We start from the raw sequence: 18738 nt of genomic DNA on the forward strand, positions 1-18738 counted from the left end.
GAGATCACACATGGACTTCGATTTTTCTGACGACCAGCAGCAACTGCGCGACGCAGTGCGCAAGTGGGTGGACAAGGCCTACAGCTTCGACCGCCGCAGGGCCATCGTGAAAAGCGGCGGCTTCGATCGCGGCATTTACGGCGAACTCGCTGAACTGGGTCTGGCAGGCCTCTACATCTCCGACGATCACGGCGGCATGGGCATGGGTCCGGTCGAAGGCATGGTCGTGATGGAAGAACTCGGGCGCGGCATCGTGCTGGAGCCGGTGGCCCAGACCCTGATTGCCGGCGGCATCCTGAGCGGCTATGCATCCGATGCGCTCAAGGCGCAGTGGCTGCCGAAGGTTGCCAGTGGCGAGTCGCTCGTCGTGCTCGCGCACCAGGAGCGCAAGGCGCGCTGGCGACTGGACCTGTGCGAGACGCAGGCCGCGCAAACCGCCGAGGGCTGGACGGTGACAGGTGCCAAGAGCATCGTCGCTGCGGGGGACCAGGCCGATGCGTATCTCGTGCCGGCCGATGCTGCGGGCAAGCTCGGTATGTTCCTCGTCGAGCGCACGGCCAGCGGCGTCACAACGCGGGGCTATCTCACGCAAGACGGCAGCCGCGCGGCGGAAGTGACGTTCAAGGCTGCGCCTGCGACCCTGATCACGCTCGACGGCCAGAATGCGCTGGAGCACGCTGTCGATATCGGCATCGCGGCACTGTGCGCAGAAGGGGTCGGCGTCATGGACAAGACGCTGGACCTCACCGTCGAATACATGAACACACGCAAGCAGTTCGGCGTCGCGCTCTCAACTTTCCAGGCACTGCGCCACCGCGTCGCCGACATGAAGATGCAGCTGGAGCTGGCTCGTTCGATGAGCTACTACGCATCCCTGAAGCTCAACGCACCGACCGAGGAACGGCGTGCAGCCATGGCGCGCGCCAAGTACCAGCTGGGCGTGTCGATGCGATTCATCGGCCAGGCCTCGGTGCAGTTGCACGGCGGCATCGGCGTGACCGATGAATACATCGGCAGCCATTACTTCAAGAAGCTCACGCAGATGGAGCTGACGTTTGGCGACACCTTGCATCACCTGGGCGAAGTATCAGAGCGCATGCAGGAAACGGCGGGCGTGTTCGCATGACCCCCTGCGCAGTGACAGCGAGACGGCTGTCATGGCGGACTTGATCCGCCATCCATCGCAAATCAGGCGCAGTCGCCGCTTTGCGGTGGATGCCGGATGAATTGCAGCCCCGAACTCGATGCGGGTCCGGCATGACAGCCGGAAACTTCAGCTGAACAGCCGAGACGTCCGGGGCAGGTGCGCCATCAGGAACTCCATCTGGTCGGCAAGAATGCGCCGGTTGCGCAGGATGAAGTCTTCCCAGAGGCTTGGGACATAAGGCGCGTAAAGCAGCGGCATGCGTGCCTGCTCGGGCGTGCGGCTGCTCTTGCGATGGTTGCAGGCGCGGCACGCGGTGACCACATTCATCCAGTGATCCTTGCCGTTTTGCGCAAACGGAATGATGTGTTCGCGCGTCAGTTCTTCTTCGTCGTGAAGGGCGCCGCAATACGCGCAGATGTTGCGATCGCGCGCAAAGAGTTTGGTGTTGGTCAGGCCTGGCTTGAGGTCGAAGGGATTGATGTTGGGCACGCCCTTGGTGCCGATGATGCTGCTGATGCTGATCTGCGATTGCAGACCCGTCATGGCGTTGTGTCCGCCGCGAAAGAGCGCGACCTGCGCGCCCACTTCCCAGCGAACTTCGTCGGCGGCGTAATGCAGCACAGCTTGCTCCAGCGAAATCCACGACTGGGGCAGCCCTTGGGCAGACAGCTTCAAAACCTTCAACACACGACTCCTTGATGAACGAGGAACACGCCTGAGGTCACAGCGAGGCACGCAGTGCGCGCCTTGCAGCACAATATACCCTGCTATCAAAAAGATACCTAACGGCGATGCAGATTTTCAGAGGCTTCAAGCACCCCGGCATCGCTCCTGCATCGGCGGTGACCATCGGCAATTTCGACGGCGTGCATCGCGGGCACCAGGCCATGCTCGCGCTGCTGAACAATGAAGCCCGTCATCGCAATGTCACCAGTTGTGTGCTCACGTTCGAGCCGCATCCGCGCGACTACTTCGCAGCCCTCGCGCGCAAGCCCGAACTCGCCCCCGCGCGCATCGCGACGCTGCGCGACAAGCTGTGTGAACTCGCAGCTTGCGGCGTGGGCCAATGCGTGGTTCTGCCGTTCGATGCCCGCCTGTCATCGCAAACGCCCGACGACTTCATCGACAACGTGCTGGTCGGCGGCCTGGGCGCCAGGTACGTGCTGGTTGGCGACGACTTCCGCTTCGGCGCCAAACGCGCCGGCGACTACGCGATGCTCGATGCTGCGGGCACCCAGCGCGGATTCGATGTCGCGCGCATGAACAGCTACGAAGTCAGGGGCTCACGCGTTTCCAGCTCGGCCGTCCGCGAGGCGCTGGCGCGCGGAGACATGGGCGCAGTCGCCGCCCTGCTGGGCCGGCCCTTCAGCATCAGCGGCCATGTGGTGCACGGCCGCAAGCTGGGGCGTGAACTCGGCTTCAAAACCCTGAACCTGCGATTCGCCCACTGGAAGCCTGCGGCAAGCGGCATCTTTGCCGTCGAAGTCCACGGGCTGCATTCGACGCCGCTGCAAGGCGTCGCCAACCTGGGAATTCGCCCTTCGCTCGACCCCGCCGATGTCAATGGTGGGCGGGTCCTGCTGGAGACGCACTGCCTCCAATGGCCCGAGGCGCTGGGGCCCGATGGAGCCTACGGTAAGATCATCCGCGTGGAACTTCTGCACAAACTGCACGACGAGCTCAAGTACGACGGTCTCGATGCCCTGACTCAAGGCATTCGCAAGGACTGTGACGAGGCCCGTGCGTTCTTTGCATCCACCCGCCGCCAGACGACGCGCGACCGAATTTGATCTGTCATTGCGGGCTGCTCCAGGCGCCGCAATTCACCTCCCTGCGCACCCAAATCCAGGATTTCCGGTCGAGCCCGGAATGACAACCTCAAGGCATTTCCCCATGACAGACAAGACCGCCCCCACCGACAAGTCAGACAAGACGGACTACCGCGCCACGCTCAACCTGCCCGACACACCCTTTCCCATGCGCGGCGACCTGCCCAGGCGCGAGCCAGGCTGGGTCAAGGAGTGGGAAGACAAGGGCCTCTACAAGAAGCTGCGCGCGGCCCGCTGCGGCCACGAGAAGTTCGTGCTGCACGACGGCCCGCCCTACGCCAACGGCCAGATCCACATGGGCCACGCGGTCAACAAGATCCTGAAAGACATGATCGTCAAGGCGCGCCAGCTCAAGGGGCTCGACGCTTCCTACATCCCCGGCTGGGATTGCCACGGCCTGCCGATCGAGAACGCGATCGAAAAGCTGCATGGGCGCAACATCCCGCGCGACGAGATGCAGGCCAAAAGCCGCGCCTATGCCACCGAACAGATCGCGTTGCAGATGGCCGACTTCAAGCGCCTGGGCGTGCTGGGCGATTGGGACCATCCCTACCGCACGATGGACTTCGTGAACGAGGCCGAGGAAATCCGTGCGTTCAAGCGCGTGATGGAGCGCGGCTTTGTCTATCGCGGCCTCAAGCCGGTGTACTGGTGTTTCGACTGCGGCTCGTCGCTGGCCGAGTTCGAGATCGAATACGCCGACAAGAAGTCCCAGACGCTGGACGTCGGCTTCCTGGCTGATGCGCCCTGGGAAGTGGTGAAGGCATTCGGCCTGACCGACCAGGCCCCACCCAAGCCTATCCTTGCCGTCATCTGGACCACCACCGCCTGGACCATTCCGGCCAACCAGGCGCTCAACCTCAACCCCGAACTAGAGTATTCGCTGGTCGATACGCAGCGGGGCTTGCTGATCCTTGCTTCCACACTCGTGGGCAAGTGCATGGAGCGCTACAAGCTCGAAGGCCATGTGCTCGCGACCGTGCCGGGCAAGGCCCTGGGCGGCCTGAACTTCCGCCATCCGCTGTACGACGCCGACCCTGGCTACAAGCGCCTGTCGCCCGTGTACCTGGCCGACTACGCCACTGCCGACGACGGCACCGGCATCGTCCATTCGTCACCCGCGTACGGCGTGGATGACTTCAACTCGTGTGTCTCGCACGGCATGGCGTACGACGACATCCTGAACCCGGTGCAGGGCAATGGCTCCTACGCGCCGGACTTCCCGCTCTTTGGCGGCCTGAACATCTGGAAGGCCGTGCCACGCATCATCGAAGTGCTGGGCCAGTCCGATCGCCTCTTCGCCACCGAAGGCATCACGCACAGCTACCCGCATTGCTGGCGTCACAAGACCCCGGTGATCTATCGCGCCGCCGCCCAGTGGTTCGTGCGGATGGATGAGGGCGAAGGCGTCTTCACCAAAGACAAGGCGCCCAAGACATTGCGCCAGATGGCGCTGGACGCGATCGAGGAAACCGGCTTCTATCCCGAAAACGGCAAGGCCCGCCTGCGCGACATGATCGCCGGCCGCCCCGACTGGTGCATCTCACGCCAGCGCAGCTGGGGTGTGCCCCTGCCCTTTTTCCTGCACAAGGATTCGGGCGAATTGCACCCGCGCACCATGGAAATCCTCGACATCGCCGCCGACATGGTCGAAAAGGGCGGCATCGAATCCTGGAGCAAGGTGACGGCCGAGGAAATCCTGGGCGCGCAAGACGCACCGAGCTACACCAAGAGCAGCGACATTCTCGAAGTCTGGTTCGACTCCGGCACCACCCACACCACGGTGCTCAAGCACTCGCACGAAGGCGCGGGCCATGAGAACGGCCCAGAAGCCGACCTGTACCTCGAAGGCCACGACCAGCACCGAGGCTGGTTCCATTCGTCGCTGCTGACCGCCTGCGCGATGTACGGCCGCGCGCCGTATCGCGGCCTGCTCACCCACGGCTTCACGGTGGACAGCCAGGGCCGCAAGATGAGCAAGTCGCTGGGCAACGGCATCGAGCCGCAAGAGGTCAACAAAAAGCTGGGCGCCGAAATCGTGCGTCTGTGGGTTGCCGCGTCCGATTACTCCGGCGACATCGCAGGCGACGACAAGATCCTCGCGCGTGTCGTCGATGCGTACCGCCGCATCCGCAACACGCTGCGATTCCTTTTGGCCAACGTGAGCGACTTCGATCCTGCAACGGACGCAGTGCCGCTGTCCGAGATGCTGGAGATCGACCGGTACGCCCTGTCGCGGGCTGCGCAATTCCAGGCCGAGTTGCTCGCGCACTTCGAGGTGTACGAGTTCCATCCGGTGGTGGCCAAGCTGCAGGTGTATTGCTCCGAGGACCTCGGCGCGTTCTACCTCGACATCCTCAAGGACCGCCTCTACACGACTGCTCCCAAGTCGCTGGCGCGCCGCAGCGCGCAAACCGCCCTGTGGTCCATCACGCACGCCATGCTGCGATGGATGGCGCCGTTCCTGAGCTTCACCGCCGAAGAAGCCTGGAAGATCTTCGGCAACTCCGAGTCGATCTTCTTCGAGACGTATTCCAGCCTGGGCGCTCCCGACGATGCACTGCTGGCAAAGTGGGCGCGTATCCGCGTGGCGCGCGAACTCGTGAACAAGGAAATCGAGGCGCTGCGCGAAGGCGGCAAGGTCGGCTCGTCGCTGCAGGCCAACGTCGAACTCTCGGTGCCCATGTCCACGCATGGCGATCTCTGGGAATCGCTGGCCAGCCTGGGCGACGACCTGAAGTTCGTCCTGATCACCTCCTCTGCCGCACTCAGCGCAGGTGATGGGATGGCCGTGAATGTCACGCCTTCCGAAGACACCAAGTGCGACCGCTGCTGGCACTGGCGCGCAGACGTCGGTGCGCACGACGCTCATCCCACGATTTGCGGTCGCTGCGTGAGCAACCTGTTTGGAGCCGGTGAAGACCGGAAGTTCGCGTAATGGCGTCGCGCAATGCACCCGGCAGCTGGCTGCCCTGGCTCGCGCTGTCGCTGGTCGTCTTCATTGCCGACCAGTTCACCAAGGTGCTGATCCTGGGGTACTACCAGCTGGGCGACTCCACCTACGTCACGAGCTTTTTCAACATCGTGCGGGCCCACAACACCGGCGCGGCCTTCTCGTTTCTGGCCTCGGCCTCGGGCTGGCAGCGCTGGTTCTTCACCGCCATCGGCGTGCTTGCCGCAATCTTCATCATCTGGATGCTGCGAACGCACGCGGGGCAAAAGCTCTTTTCCTTTGCGCTCGCGCTCATCCTGGGCGGGGCCATCGGCAATGTGGTGGACCGCCTGCTGCACGGCTACGTGGTCGACTTCATCCAGGTCCACGCGGGTGGCTGGTACTTTCCGGCATTCAATATTGCCGACAGTGCGATCACGGTCGGGGCGATCTGCCTGATCCTGGACGAACTGCTGCGCGTGCGGCGCTCGAAGTAGCAGGCAGGCAAGGCAGGCCGGCAGGCCGGTCGGGACCTGCAGCGGCGGCGGTTGGGGCCATCCCCAATCGCCGCGTCCCGCATCAGCGCGTATAGTTACCCGCACTACCAATGAAGCATTTGTTGAATCTTCTGGCGGCCGTTGCGCTGCTGGTGTGGGGAACGCATCTCGTTCGCACGGAAATCCTGAGGGTGTTTGGCGCCAACCTGCGCAACGTCCTCTCGCACAGTGTTGCCAACCGCGCCACCGCCGCCATCTCGGGCCTGGGCGTCACGGCCCTGGTCCAGTCCAGCACCGCCACCGCACTCATCATTTCATCGTTCGTCGGCCAGGGCCTGGTCGGACTGCCGATGGCGCTGGCCGTCATGCTGGGGGCCGATGTCGGCACCAGCCTGATGGCCGTCGTCTTCTCGTTCGACCTGTCGTGGCTGTCGCCGCTGTTCATCTTCGTGGGCGTGATCCTGTTCCTGGCGCGGCAGACGACGACCGTCGGCCACATCGGCCGCATTCTCGTGGGTCTGGGGCTCATGCTGCTCGCGCTGCGCATGGTGTCCGACTCGACCGAGATCATGACCACCTCACCGGCGATCAAGGCACTGCTCGGCTCCGCGACGTCCGAGCTGATGCTGGAAATCACGCTGGGCGCGTTCCTGGCTGTCATCTCGTACTCCAGCCTGGCGATCGTCCTGCTCACGGCAACGATGGCCGCCACGGGCATCATTCCGCTGGAGCCCGCGCTGGGCATCGTGCTGGGCGCCAACCTGGGCAGCGGACTGCTGGCGGTGCTCACCACCATGCGCTCATCCATCGAAGTGCGCCATGTCCCGGTGGGCAATTTCGTTTTTAAGGCAATGGGTGTCGTGGTGATCGCGCCCCTGGTGGGCCTGTGGCTGCGCTATGTGCGGCCCTATGTGCAGGACACGGCAACGCTGGTCGTGCTGTTTCACCTCAGCTTCAACATCATGGTGGCCGCCGTGTTCCTGGGCCTGACCGACATCGTTGCCCGATGGGTGCAGCAATGGATGCCCAAGCCTGAAAAATCGGTGGTGGGCGGACGGCCGCATCATCTCGATCCTTCGGCCCTGGCCACGCCGTCATTGGCGATCTCGTGCGCCGCGCGCGAAGCGCTGCATCAGGCCGACGTGGTCGAAACCATGATGGTCGGCATGCTCACCGTGATCAAGAACAACGACCTGCAGCTTGCCGAAGACCTGCGCAAGCTCGACGACGCGGTCGATGAACTCTATTCAGCGATCAAGTACTACCTGACCAAGATTTCGCGCGAAGCGCTGGCCGATGAAGAAGCCCGCCGCTGGACGGACATCATCAGCTTCACGATCAACATGGAGCAGATCGGCGACATCATCGAGCGAATCCTGATCGACGTGGAAGACAAGAAGATCCGCAAGTCGCGCAACTTCTCCGAAGCCGGCATGTCCGAAATCTGCGAGCTCCACGCACGCCTGATCGACAACCTGCGCCTGGGCATGAGCGTGTTTCTCAACGGCTCGGTGCGCGATGCGCAAAAGCTGCTTGAAGAAAAGGCGCGATTCCGTGACCTGGAGCGCGCTTACGCGTCCACGCACCTGACGCGCCTTTCCGGCAACACGCTCCAGAGCATCGAGACCAGCTCGCTGCACCTGGACCTGATCAGCGACCTCAAGCGCATCAATTCGCACATCTGCTCGATCGCCTATCCGATTCTTGATTCGGCAGGCGCCCTCGCGCCCAATCGGCTGCGCCAGGCCACGCTGTCGGACTGAGCCCCCAGGTCAGGCGGCGTTCGAGGCCACCGCGGTGCGGTGCCTGACGCAGTAATCGACCAGCTTCTCGATTTCAGTGGACTTGTCGAAGACGGCATCCGCGCCCAGCTGCGCACAGCGCCAGCGCACATCTTCAGTCGCATGGTTCGACAGCACGATGATCTTCTGGCCGGGCTTGCGCTTGCGGCAGGCTTCCAGGATGTTCAAGCCGCTGCCTTCCTTCAGAAAAAGGTCAACGATGGCCAGGTCCCAATATTCGTCGTTCTGGGCGAGCCACTTCTTGCCCTCATGCTCGGTTTCGGCAGTGCCGACGGCATCGACCAGCGCGAGCTCATTCAAGGTCTCGATCAGGTTCTCGCGGATGGTCTGGCTGTCTTCAACGATGTAGGCGCGGAATTTCATGGTGGTCTCCTGGGGCCCCGCGCCTTTGTGAATGCGCGGCACGGTGAGTCAATCGCATGAAAACAATGTATCGCCCGTGTAAACCGCGAAATGCCATCTGTAGGGCCTACCAGCTGTAGGAGACGTCGCTCATCCTTCGGTCAGTCCTGCGGCCACCAGGATGAGGGCCGCTTCCGTCGTGAACTCGCCCTGCTCCAGCCTGCCGCGCAGCTCATCCTTTGTCATCTGCGCAAACTGCTCGACTTCTCCATCGCGGTTGGACGGAACCACAGCGCCCGCAAGCGTGCATCGATACCAGTCAATCTGTTCGACGATGTAGCCTGCGCGGCCGTCTGCGCACGGACGGCGCGTTGCGATCCGCCCGCCATACGCGAGGCCCTCGAGCTGATCGAGCTTCAGGCCCGCCTCTTCCCATGTCTCGCGCTCCAGCGCCTGCTGCAAGGTGTCGCCTGCAGGCACCATCCCACCCATGAGGGTGTCCCACAGGCCCGGATCGTTGGGCTTGGTGAGGGAGCGCTGCTGAACCCAGTGCCTGCCGTCCGCAGACGTGGCAGCCAGGTGGACTGCGAAACTCGCAATGCCGAGTTGGCGCACGACGGCACGTTCCACCGTGCCCAGCACCCTGCCGCTCGCATCGGTGACCGCAAGCTGCTCGTCGCGCCAGGTGTGTGCAGCTCCGGCGTCCCGCAGCGCCAGGGCAATCTGCGCAAGCGTGGCAGTGAGTTCGCCGTTGACCAGCCAACCCTCGTCACCGTCTCGCGCGACCGGCTGGACCCAGCCGTTATCGCCGATCGCGCCCGCCGGAAGCACGGCATCGAAAAACGCCTTCTCGACCGAACCGATGATGGAGTCGCCCCACCACAGGGGCAAGCGCGCAATGACCGGCGCCAGGTCGGCGCGGCCTCGCAACGCGGCGACCCATTCGTTGTGGTTCACAGGGTCAGGATCGTGCAACCGGTGGTCTTGCGCGCCTCCAGGTCGCGATGGGCCTGCTCGACCTGCTCTAGCGGATAACGCTGGTCGATGCGGATCTTCACCTTGCCGGTGATCACGGCGTCGAACAGGTCATCGGCCATCTCCTGCGTGGCTTCGCGCGTTGCGATGTGCGAGAACAGGGTCTGTCGCGTCACGTAGATCGAGCCCTTGCCGGCAAGAATCGCGGGCGCGAACGGAGCCGGCGGGCCCGAAGATGCACCGAAGCTGGCCATCAGGCCGAACGGACGCAGGCAATCGAGCGACTTGTCCCAGGTGTCCTTGCCCACGGAGTCATAGACCACCTTCACGCCCTTGCCGCCGGTGATTTCCTTGACGCGGGCGACGAAATCTTCGGTGGCGTAATTGATGACATGGGCCGCGCCGTACTCCTTGGCGAGCGCGCACTTCGCGTCCGACCCTGCCGTGCCAATCAGCTGCAAGCCCATGGATCGCGCCCACTGGCAGGCGATCAGGCCCACGCCGCCGGCAGCGGCATGGAACAGCACGTGATCGCCCTCTTTCAGGCCGCCTTGCGGCTGGGTGCGCTTGAGCAGGTACTGCGCCGTCAGGCCCTTGAGCATCATCGCCGCGCCGGTATCGAAGTCGATCGCATCGGGCAGCTTGCACACGGTCTTGGCGGGCATCACGCGTGCTTCGCAATAGCTGCCGGGCGGCTGGCTGGCGTAAGCGGCCCGGTCACCGACCTTCAGGTGCGTGACGCCGGGGCCGACCGCCTCGACGATGCCGGAGGCTTCCATGCCGATTCCCGCTGGCAGCGGCAGCGGATACGCGCCCGTGCGGTGATACACATCGATGAAGTTCAGGCCCACCGCCTTGTGCCGGATCCGGATCTGGCCTTCGCCAGGTTCGCCGACTGCGACATCGGTGATCTTGAGTTGTTCCGGCCCGCCGGGCTGGTTGATCTGTACGGCTTTCATGATGTCTCGTTCCTTGCAAAGATTCGGCCGTCATCCTGCCATGAAACTGCAAGCCTTGCCGGGCATGCGGCTTGTGCCTCGCGCTACAGTGGCGGCACTTTCGCGCGGACCCATCGCGCTTGCAAAAAAATGACCCAGCGCCTGTCCTTTTCAACCGCGGTGATGCTCACCGTGCCGCCCCTGCTCTGGGCAGGCAACGCCGTCGTCGGTCGGGTGATGGCCGACAGCGTGCCGCCCATCACGCTCAACTTCCTGCGCTGGGCGCTCGCGTTTGTGTTTCTGCTGCCCCTGGCGTCCTGGGTGCTGGCGCGGGGCAGCGGCCTGTGGACCCACTGGAAGCGCTTCGCAGTGCTCGGCCTCCTGGGTGTGGGTTGCTACAACTCGCTGCAGTACCTCGCGCTCAAGACCTCGACCGCCGTCAACGTCACGCTGATCGCGGCGAGCATGCCGGTGTGGATGCTGGCGACGGGTGCCCTGTTTTTCGGCCAGCGTGTGACAGCGCGGCAGATCGCCGGTGCTGCGCTGTCGATCGTGGGCGTCCTGGTTGTGATCAGTCGTGGGAATTGGGATGCGCTGGCGCAGGTGCGTCTTGTGCCGGGCGACGTGTACGTGCTGATTGCGACGGCGGCATGGTCGGTGTACAGCTGGCTGCTCGCGCCGCGCGATGACGACCCGCCGGCCATTCGCGCTGACTGGGCCGCATTCCTGATGGCGCAGGTCGTGATGGGGACCGCGTGGTCCGGCCTGTTCACCGCAGCCGAGTGGTCGCTCGTTGATGTGCAGATCAAGTGGAGCTGGTCGGTTGCCGCGGCGCTTGTCTATGTGGCCGTCGGACCGGCGATTCTCGCGTATCGCTATTGGGGACTGGGCGTGCAGCGGGCGGGGGCCAACGTCGCCGCGTTCTTTTCGAATCTGACGCCGCTGTTCGCTGCGGTGCTATCAGCGGCATTCATCGGAGAAACACCTCATGTCTATCACGCGCTCGCGTTCGTGCTGATCGTGGGCGGGATTGTGGTGTCTTCGCGCAAGTAGAGGGCTGTCATGCCGGGCTCGACCCGGCATCCACCGCGCAGCGGCGACTGCGCTTGATCAACGATGGATTGCGGGTCAAGCCAGCAATGACAGAGATTAGACAGTCAGTAAGTCCCCGGATACGCCCCGCCATCCGTCAGCACATTCTGGCCTGTGATGTATCCCGCGTGAACGCTGCAAAGAAACGCACAGGTTGCGCCGAACTCCTGCGGGTTGCCAAAGCGCTGTGCCGGAATCGTCTTGCGACGCGCGTCCATCAGCTCCTCGATCGGCTTGCCGGTCTTTTGCGCTGCACCGGCCATCGTGCCCTTCAGGCGATCGGTGTCATAGGCACCCGGCAGCAGGTTGTTGATGGTGACGTTGGCCGATGCGAGCTTCGATGTGCGAGAAACACCAGCCACGAAACCGGTCAGTCCGCTGCGCGCGCCATTGGATAGTCCCAGGATGTCGATCGGTGCCTTGACCGCGCTGGAAGTGATGTTGATGATGCGACCGAAGCCGCGAGCCGCCATGCCGTCGACCGTGGCCTTGATCAGCTCGATCGGCGTGAGCATGTTGGCATCCACCGCCTTGATCCACGCATCGCGATCCCACTGACGGAAGTCCCCCGGCGGCGGACCACCGGCGTTGGTCACGACGATGTCGAATTCGCGCCGCTTCTCAAAGACCTTCTCGCGGCCCTCCACCGTCGTGATATCCGCCGCGACGTGTTGCACCACCGTGTCGGGCGGCCGCGCCGGGTCCGCCAGCAACTGCTCGACCGCCGACTCCAGCGCCTGTGCGCCGCGCGCGACGACCAGGACGTGAACTCCTTCACGCACGAGCGCTTGCGCACATCCAAAACCCAGTCCCTTGCTGGCGCCGCACACCAGCGCCCACTTGCCCGCTATACCCAAATCCATAACAATCCACCTTCCTTCAAGCTCTGCAGCAGTTTCCCGCGATGCGCACATCATCGGCCATTTTGCTTGCCTGTTGGGCCGTGGCGCTTTCAGCGCATGCCCAGGGCTTCAAGTTCTCCAATCCGCCCGAAGGCGCCGAAGCCGAAGCCGCGAAACAGGCCCAGCGCGAGGCAACAGTATCGGCGCAACTGGCCACCCCCTGCAGAGACCGGATTCGCAATCGCAAGATCATGGTCCTCATCGCCGAAGAAAAAAACGGCATGATGCAGGCCGAACAGGGCGGCTACAGCAGGCACGTCGATTCGATCAACCTGCGGCTCGAGGCCCTGGGACTCAAGACCTACTCGGCTGAAGAAGTCCGCAGGCAGGTTGCCCAGGAAGAGATTGACGCCTATTTCAAGAACGATCCCGATCGGGCGCTGAGCGCTTCGCGCAGGATGGCGGCTCAATATGTGCTGCGCGGCGTCATCGCCAGCAAGGCCACACGCAATGCGATGGTCAATGTCAACACCGTGAACATCGACATGCAGTTCACGCTCACCGATTCCGCCGGTCGACCGGTATCGACTGCCGCCGCGAGCAACGCGAGCTATTCGGGCAGCGATACGTCGGCCATGGCGCTCACGCTGATCGAAGAACGCGCCGACGAAGTCGTCGCCCGCCTGTACAGCGACTACTGCCAGGACGCCAGGGGCCGATAGCTGCGACCTCTACCTCAATTTCCAGGAGAAGAACCCATGACCCACAAGACCTACCTGTTTGCAGCCGTTGCCGCGCTTGCAAGCGCCTGCGCAATTGCACAGCCCAGCTTCGGCAATCCGTCACCCAATGCGGGCAGCAGCACATCGCAGGCTGCCAATGCAGCTGCCGACCAGGCCGCCTACCAGGAGGTGTCGTACGCCAACAAGGACAGAAAGGGTCCGGCGCTGGTCGTGATTCCGGGCGACATCAAGAGCAACAACGCGAGCTTCATGCAGAAGTTCACCGCCAACAACATCGCCGACTTCGGCGAGCTTGAACTGTCGTCGGCCAACTTCGTGGTGCTGGAGCGCTCCAATCTCGGCCCGCTGCTCAATGAAGTCTCGCTGGCCTACAACCTGGGCGACGTGAGCGCAGCGCGCAAGACCATGCAGGTCGGCCGCCTGAAGACAACCCAATGGGTCGTCAAGTTCGACATCTTGAAGGCCGAACAGATTGCCGAGAACAAGAAGGGCTTCGACGGACGCGCCGTGGGCGGCCTGGTGTCGATGTTCGCGGGCGGCATGGGCGGCTTCGCTGCCGGGCAGGCGGTGAGCACGGTCAAGACCGAAGAGTCCACCGGCGTGTGGCTGATCGGCATGCGCTACAAGATCATGGACGCCAACACCACCGAGCAGGTCGCGCAGGGCTACAAGGAGCTCAAGATGGAAGTGGGCACGGCCGCCACCAGCGTGATGGGCGTCTCGCAAAGCGCCAAGGGCGGCGTCGGCCTGGACACGATGGTGCAGCGTCTGGTGCAGACCGCCGTCTGGGAAATCGACAACAAGCACAAATAATCCGGCGGCCCGCAGCCTGTACCACCGCGCTGGATTTCGTGGCGAAGAAGGCTCTGGCCAGGTCGCATGACCAGGGGTTCCAGAGCGGCCATGAGTTCGCGCAGGCCTTGTCCGATGCGATTACCAGCGAAAGCCGGTACGGCAGGCACGGTTTAACGACTGCGACTGCGACCCGACTGCGACGCAGCGATCATTGGCTGTCATTGTCGGCGCAACGATTACCGGCTGTCATTGCGGACTCGATCCGCAATCCATCTCTGATCAAGCGCACTCGCCGCTTCGCGGTGGATGCCGGGTCGAGCCCGGCATGACAGCCAGTTGTTAGCCAAACGCCTCCAGCACGTTGCAAGCATTCACACCGAGTTCCGCCGCCGCATACCCGCCCTCCAGCACCAGCACAGTCGGCAGACCCAACCCCTGCAAGCGCTCGCCAAGCCTCAGGTAATCGCTGCTCGCCAGCGTGAACTTCGATATCGGATCGCCTTCAAACGTATCCAGCCCGAGCGAGACCACCAGCGCATCCGCGCGATGCGCCTGCACCCGGGCGCACCCCACTTCCAGCGCTTCGAACCATCGCCTCGCATCGGTCCCGGCCGCAAGCGGCAGGTTCAGGTTGAAGCCCGCGCCCTGCCCCGCCCCGGTTTCATCCGCGTGCCCCAGATAGAACGGGTACTCCGTCATCGGATCGCCGTGCAGGTTGACGACCAGCACGTCGCTGCGCTCGTAAAAAATGCTTTGCGTGCCGTTGCCGTGGTGATAGTCCACATCGAGAACGGCGACTCGCTTGCATCCGCTGTCCAGCAGCGATTGCGCCGCCACCGCCGCATTGTTCAGGAAGCAATAGCCACCCATGAAATCGGCGCCAGCATGGTGACCGGGCGGGCGCGTCGCGCAGAACGCGCTGCGAGCGCCATTTGCAATCAACTGCGCCGCGCTCGCTGCAGAATCAGCGCCGCCCTTGGCCGCAGCCCAGGAACCCGCCGACAGTGGCGTGCCGTTGTCCATGGAATACAAGCCCAGACGGGCGATGAAATTCACAGGCTCGACATCATCGCGTAGCGTGCGCACCGGCCAGACCGACGGAAACGGCTGCACATCGCCATTGCCGGCGCCCAATGCAATCCACTGCGACCAGGCCGACTCCAGGAATGCAAGATAGCGCGGTGAATGAACCCGGGCCAGCACGCCGCTGCTATCGACAACCGGCTCGCGAATGTCATGGCCCCGCGCCTTGAGTTCGTCCAGCACGTACTGCGCCCGCGCGGGCTTCTCGAAGCACGGCACGAGCTCGCCGCGAAAGTACTCACTAGCGGGCGCATGACCTTCATGTGCCCCTGAGTGAAAAGTGATCATCGCCAGGTCAGTCCTTGAACACACGCAAATGCAGGCGGCGCAGCGACCACCACACGCCCAATGCCACGACCGGAATCGCAGCCGCAGCACTGCTCTCCGCACTCCACGGCCAGCCCAGTGCGTGCGCGCCTTTCGCCAGATAACTCACCAGTCCGACGATGTAATAGGTGATGGCCGCGACCGAAAGGCCCTCGACCGTTGCCTGCAATTTCAGCTGCAGTCCCTGCCGGGTGTTCATCGTCGCCAGCAAGGCCTGGCTGCTTTGCTGCTGTTCGATTTCCACCCGAGTTCGCAGCAAGTTGCTGATGCGCGAAACGCGCTGTGACAGCGCATCTTGCCGGCGGGTTGCCCATTCGCAGGTCGCGCGTGCAGGCGAGACGCGACGCTCCATGAATTCACCAATCGTCTGCAGGCCCGGCAAGCGCGACTCGGCAATGTCTGCAATGCGGCGATCGACCAGCTCGAAATAGGCCGAGCTTGCGGAAAAGCGTGAATGCGTGGCCGCATACTGGCTCTCGACCTCGCCCGCCAGCTTGGTGAGCCTGTCGAGCAGCTGCGGCTCTTCATGTCGCCCCGCTTCGCGGATGGAGCCGGCCAGCTCGGCCAGTTCGCGCTCGGCAAATGCCAGCACCGCTGCGGCTTCGCGCGCTGCCGGCAGACCCAGCAAGGCAGCCATGCGATAGGTGTCGATTTCAAGCAGTTGTTGCACCAGCCGTCCGAGACGCCGCGGTGTCAGCCCCGATGACAACAGCACGATCCGGGAAAAACCGTCGGCGTGCACCGCGAAGTCGGTGTAAACCTCGCCGTGTCCGTCGGCCACCTTCGAGCCGACCAGCGTGTCCTCATTGAGCACTTGCCTGAGCACGGCAACGTCGGCCAGGCGCTCGGTCGGCAGGGCCCACAGGTGCACGCTTGCCAGGCACTGCCCCGGCAGGGCTGCGAGCCATTCCTGCGGCACGGCGTCGATCGCGGCAGGAGGTTCACGTCCACCAAAGCCCGCAGCATCGACAGTGCGTGAAAAACTCCAGGTCACGAACTCGGTGTGCAATTCCCAGCGGATGCGAAACGCGCCCAGGTCCATGCGCATGTGGGTGGACTGCGCGTCAGGCTGCGGCAGATGGTGGTCGCGTGCCAGTGCGGCGATGTGCTCGCGGCTCGCATCGCGCTCGCGTGCGTCAGCCAGCATCACGATGTGCGACAGCGCCAGCGGCGAGCCCATCGCTTCCGGCGGGCGCGCATGAATCTCGTTGTGCAGCGCCAGGCGCTGCGGATGGTTCTTGATCGGCGGCATTGTGGCCATTCTTTGCTTGGCCTGCATTGTCGCAAAGCGCTGCAGCGCCATTGAAAACGGCGCCCGAAGGTGCCGTCGTCTGCATGAATTGGCCTAAGGCATCAATCCTCGACGAAAGCTTCTTCGCGCTTGTTCTTCACCGCCGGCAAGGCCACGATGATGACCAGCAGCAATGCGGCTGCCAACAGGCCTGCCGACAGGGGACGCGTCACGAACACGCTCCAGTCGCCGCGCGACAGCAGCAACGCGCGCCGCAGGTTTTCTTCCATCATGGGGCCCAGGATGAAGCCCAGGAGCAGCGGCGCCGGTTCGGCACCCAGCTTGATGAACATGTAGCCGATCACGCCGAAGATCGCGACCATCCAGATGTCCCACGTGTTGTTGTTCGTGGAGTACACGCCGATGGCGCAGAACAGCACGATGGCCGGGAACAACCAGCGATACGGCACGGTGAGCAGCTTGATCCAGATGCCGATCAGCGGCAGGTTCAGGATGATCAGCATCGCGTTGCCGATCCACATCGAGGCGATCAGGCCCCAGAACAGCTGCGGGTTGCTGGTCATGACCTGCGGACCCGGCTGGATGTTGTGGATGGTCATCGCACCGACCATCAGCGCCATCACCGCGTTAGGCGGAATGCCCAGCGTGAGCAGCGGAATGAACGATGTCTGGGAGCCTGCGTTGTTGGCCGACTCGGGCGCCGCAACACCGCGGATGTTGCCCTTGCCAAACGGTACTTCACCGGGACGCAGCTTGGTCTTCTTCTCGACCGTGTAGGCAGCAAAGGCCGCGAGCAATGCACCACCGCCAGGCAAGATGCCAAGGGACGATCCCAGCGCGGTGCCGCGCAGGATGGCCGGGATCATGTTCCTGAAATCTTCCTTGGTCGGGAACAGGCCCGTCACCTTGGCGGTGAACACGGCGCGGTCGTCGGCGTGCTTGCCCAGGTTGCTGATGATCTCGCCGTAGCCGAAAACACCCATCGCGATCACGATGAAGCCGATGCCGTCAGTCAGTTCCGGGATGTCGAAGGAATAGCGAGCGACGCCCGAGTTCACGTCGGTTCCGATCAAGCCCAGCAGCAGGCCCAGCACGATCATGCCGATTGCCTTGATGAGGGAGCCAGAGGCCAGCACCACCGCGCCGATCAGGCCGAGCACCATCAGCGAGAAGTATTCTGCGGGGCCGAACTTGAACGCGACTTCAGTCAGGGGCGCCGCAAACGACGCCAGGATCAGGGTGCCGACGCAACCGGCAAAGAACGAACCCAGACCTGCAGCGGCGAGCGCCGGGCCTGCTCGCCCCTGCCTTGCCATCTGGTAGCCGTCGATCACCGTCACCACCGAGGAAGACTCCCCTGGCAGGTTCACCAGAATGGCGGTGGTTGACCCGCCGTACTGCGCTCCGTAGTAAATGCCTGCGAGCATGATGAGGGCGGAAACTGGCGGCAGCGCGTAGGTGGCCGGCAGCAGCATGGCGATGGTGGCAACCGGGCCGATGCCGGGGAGCACACCGATCAGCGTGCCCAGCAGGCAGCCGATGAAGCAGTACAGCAGGTTGATCGGCGTGAAAGCAACGCCGAAACCGATCGAGAGGTTGGTAAACAGGTCCATTTTGTTATGCCTTTTTTAACCCACGATGAAACTGGGCCAGACCGGGAACTGGAGCTTGAGCAGCACGATGAATGCGAGGTAGCTGCCGATGGCAAGGATCGTGGCGAGCACGATCACTTCCTTCCAGTTGAATTCGTCACCGGCCTGCGCGGCGATGAACACCAGCGCATAGATCGCGATGATCAGGCCGAAGGACGGGATGCCGATCTTGGGCAGGCCGCCCAGCAGGATGCCGAACACGATGTTGGAGCCGATGATGAAGCCAAGGGGACGCCAGGCAAACTTGCCGATGGGTTCGCCGTCTTCGGTCTCGACGACCATGGCCTCGAAGATGGTGAAGGCGCCGATGCCCGCGAGCAGCACCCCCAGCACGAGCGGGAAGTAGCCAGGACCCATTCGGGCACCGGTACCGACGTTGTATGTGGTGGCGCCCCATGCGAAGGCGATGCCTACGACCAGGAACATGAGGCCGGAGAAGAAATCCTTCTGGCTCTTGATTTTCACGACGTGTCTCCTCGAAACTGATTCG

Annotated in this window: 17 protein-coding genes; 8 read left to right on the top strand and 9 right to left on the bottom strand. The window is 63.5% G+C overall.

Annotation, left to right across the window (positions count from 1 at the left end; genetic code table 11):
- The first annotated feature begins 10 nt into the window (after positions 1–10).
- Positions 11–1126 (top strand): acyl-CoA dehydrogenase family protein, encoded by a 1116-nt coding sequence (locus AQ12_RS06665; protein ID WP_048439093.1) that lies wholly within the window; start codon positions 11–13, stop codon positions 1124–1126.
- Between the two features lie 147 nt (positions 1127–1273).
- Here AQ12_RS06665 and AQ12_RS06670 read toward each other — a convergent pair whose 3' ends face one another.
- Positions 1274–1831 (bottom strand): HNH endonuclease, encoded by a 558-nt coding sequence (locus tag AQ12_RS06670; RefSeq protein WP_048439094.1) that lies wholly within the window; start codon positions 1829–1831, stop codon positions 1274–1276.
- A gap of 107 nt (positions 1832–1938) precedes the next feature.
- Between AQ12_RS06670 and AQ12_RS06675 the strand changes: the two genes are divergently transcribed.
- The 4 genes from AQ12_RS06675 to AQ12_RS06690 all read left to right on the top strand — a co-directional run bounded on the left by AQ12_RS06675 (position 1939) and on the right by AQ12_RS06690 (position 8168).
- The gene (locus AQ12_RS06675) at positions 1939–2937 is read left to right on the top strand and encodes a bifunctional riboflavin kinase/FAD synthetase (RefSeq protein WP_048439095.1); all 999 of its coding nucleotides are present in this window, start codon (positions 1939–1941) and stop codon (positions 2935–2937) included.
- 103 nt (positions 2938–3040) lie between these two features.
- Positions 3041–5914, top strand: coding sequence for an isoleucine--tRNA ligase (gene ileS, locus AQ12_RS06680; RefSeq protein WP_048439096.1), 2874 nt, complete (start codon positions 3041–3043; stop codon positions 5912–5914).
- Positions 5914–6405 (top strand): signal peptidase II, encoded by a 492-nt coding sequence (gene lspA, locus AQ12_RS06685; RefSeq protein WP_048439097.1) that lies wholly within the window; start codon positions 5914–5916, stop codon positions 6403–6405. The genes ileS and lspA overlap by 1 nt, the downstream gene beginning before the upstream one ends.
- 110 nt (positions 6406–6515) lie before the next feature.
- The gene (locus tag AQ12_RS06690) at positions 6516–8168 is read left to right on the top strand and encodes a Na/Pi cotransporter family protein (RefSeq protein ID WP_048439098.1); all 1653 of its coding nucleotides are present in this window, start codon (positions 6516–6518) and stop codon (positions 8166–8168) included.
- 9 nt (positions 8169–8177) lie between these two features.
- Here the strand turns inward: AQ12_RS06690 and AQ12_RS06695 are convergent, their stop codons facing one another.
- From AQ12_RS06695 to AQ12_RS06705, 3 genes are all read right to left on the bottom strand, one after another.
- Entirely contained in the window at positions 8178–8570 is a 393-nt protein-coding gene (locus tag AQ12_RS06695; RefSeq protein ID WP_048439099.1) for a response regulator, read from the bottom strand.
- Positions 8571–8699: 129 nt separating this feature from the next.
- Positions 8700–9506, bottom strand: a complete 807-nt coding sequence (locus tag AQ12_RS06700) for an NUDIX domain-containing protein (protein ID WP_048439100.1) — start codon at positions 9504–9506, stop codon at positions 8700–8702.
- Complete coding sequence (locus tag AQ12_RS06705; protein ID WP_152682699.1) at positions 9503–10486, bottom strand: quinone oxidoreductase; 984 nt, start codon at positions 10484–10486, stop codon at positions 9503–9505. The genes AQ12_RS06700 and AQ12_RS06705 overlap by 4 nt, the downstream gene beginning before the upstream one ends.
- A 126-nt stretch (positions 10487–10612) precedes the next feature.
- Between AQ12_RS06705 and AQ12_RS06710 the strand changes: the two genes are divergently transcribed.
- Complete coding sequence (locus AQ12_RS06710; protein ID WP_048439102.1) at positions 10613–11515, top strand: DMT family transporter; 903 nt, start codon at positions 10613–10615, stop codon at positions 11513–11515.
- Between the two features lie 104 nt (positions 11516–11619).
- Here AQ12_RS06710 and AQ12_RS06715 read toward each other — a convergent pair whose 3' ends face one another.
- Positions 11620–12417 carry an SDR family oxidoreductase gene (locus AQ12_RS06715; RefSeq protein ID WP_048439103.1) on the bottom strand — a complete coding sequence of 266 codons (798 nt, stop codon included), beginning with the start codon at positions 12415–12417 and terminating at the stop codon, positions 11620–11622.
- An 80-nt stretch (positions 12418–12497) separates the two neighbouring features.
- Between AQ12_RS06715 and AQ12_RS06720 the strand changes: the two genes are divergently transcribed.
- Together AQ12_RS06720 and AQ12_RS06725 are read left to right on the top strand one after the other, a co-directional pair.
- A complete protein-coding gene (locus AQ12_RS06720) occupies positions 12498–13118 on the top strand; it encodes a hypothetical protein (protein WP_152682700.1) in 621 nt (206 codons plus the stop codon).
- 36 nt (positions 13119–13154) lie between these two features.
- Positions 13155–13952 carry a hypothetical protein gene (locus tag AQ12_RS06725; protein WP_053076587.1) on the top strand — a complete coding sequence of 266 codons (798 nt, stop codon included), beginning with the start codon at positions 13155–13157 and terminating at the stop codon, positions 13950–13952.
- 321 nt (positions 13953–14273) lie between these two features.
- Here AQ12_RS06725 and AQ12_RS06730 read toward each other — a convergent pair whose 3' ends face one another.
- The 4 genes from AQ12_RS06730 to AQ12_RS06745 form a co-directional block, all read right to left on the bottom strand.
- The gene (locus AQ12_RS06730; protein WP_048439105.1) at positions 14274–15305 is read right to left on the bottom strand and encodes a histone deacetylase family protein; all 1032 of its coding nucleotides are present in this window, start codon (positions 15303–15305) and stop codon (positions 14274–14276) included.
- A gap of 7 nt (positions 15306–15312) precedes the next feature.
- Positions 15313–16596 (bottom strand): DUF3422 family protein, encoded by a 1284-nt coding sequence (locus AQ12_RS06735; RefSeq protein WP_048439151.1) that lies wholly within the window; start codon positions 16594–16596, stop codon positions 15313–15315.
- Between the two features lie 101 nt (positions 16597–16697).
- A complete protein-coding gene (locus tag AQ12_RS06740) occupies positions 16698–18209 on the bottom strand; it encodes a tripartite tricarboxylate transporter permease (protein WP_048439106.1) in 1512 nt (503 codons plus the stop codon).
- 15 nt (positions 18210–18224) lie between these two features.
- Positions 18225–18713: a tripartite tricarboxylate transporter TctB family protein gene (locus AQ12_RS06745; protein ID WP_048439107.1), complete on the bottom strand. Its 489-nt coding sequence runs from the start codon at positions 18711–18713 to the stop codon at positions 18225–18227.
- Between the last annotated feature and the right edge of the window lie 25 nt (positions 18714–18738).

This window comes from Caenimonas sp. SL110 (assembly GCF_001044395.1).
GTDB lineage: Bacteria > Pseudomonadota > Gammaproteobacteria > Burkholderiales > Burkholderiaceae_C > Ramlibacter.

Excerpts from the sequence above, each read along its gene's own strand:
- AQ12_RS06665 (WP_048439093.1), top strand. The coding sequence starts at position 11 with ATGGACTTCGATTTTTCTGACGACCAGCAGCAACTGCGCGACGCAGTG.
- AQ12_RS06675 (WP_048439095.1), top strand. The coding sequence starts at position 1,939 with ATGCAGATTTTCAGAGGCTTCAAGCACCCCGGCATCGCTCCTGCATCG.
- ileS (WP_048439096.1), top strand. The coding sequence starts at position 3,041 with ATGACAGACAAGACCGCCCCCACCGACAAGTCAGACAAGACGGACTAC.
- lspA (WP_048439097.1), top strand. The coding sequence starts at position 5,914 with ATGGCGTCGCGCAATGCACCCGGCAGCTGGCTGCCCTGGCTCGCGCTG.
- AQ12_RS06690 (WP_048439098.1), top strand. The coding sequence starts at position 6,516 with ATGAAGCATTTGTTGAATCTTCTGGCGGCCGTTGCGCTGCTGGTGTGG.
- AQ12_RS06695 (WP_048439099.1), bottom strand. The coding sequence starts at position 8,570 with ATGAAATTCCGCGCCTACATCGTTGAAGACAGCCAGACCATCCGCGAG.
- AQ12_RS06710 (WP_048439102.1), top strand. The coding sequence starts at position 10,613 with ATGACCCAGCGCCTGTCCTTTTCAACCGCGGTGATGCTCACCGTGCCG.
- AQ12_RS06715 (WP_048439103.1), bottom strand. The coding sequence starts at position 12,417 with ATGGATTTGGGTATAGCGGGCAAGTGGGCGCTGGTGTGCGGCGCCAGC.
- AQ12_RS06725 (WP_053076587.1), top strand. The coding sequence starts at position 13,155 with ATGACCCACAAGACCTACCTGTTTGCAGCCGTTGCCGCGCTTGCAAGC.
- AQ12_RS06730 (WP_048439105.1), bottom strand. The coding sequence starts at position 15,305 with ATGATCACTTTTCACTCAGGGGCACATGAAGGTCATGCGCCCGCTAGT.
- AQ12_RS06735 (WP_048439151.1), bottom strand. The coding sequence starts at position 16,596 with ATGCCGCCGATCAAGAACCATCCGCAGCGCCTGGCGCTGCACAACGAG.
- AQ12_RS06740 (WP_048439106.1), bottom strand. The coding sequence starts at position 18,209 with ATGGACCTGTTTACCAACCTCTCGATCGGTTTCGGCGTTGCTTTCACG.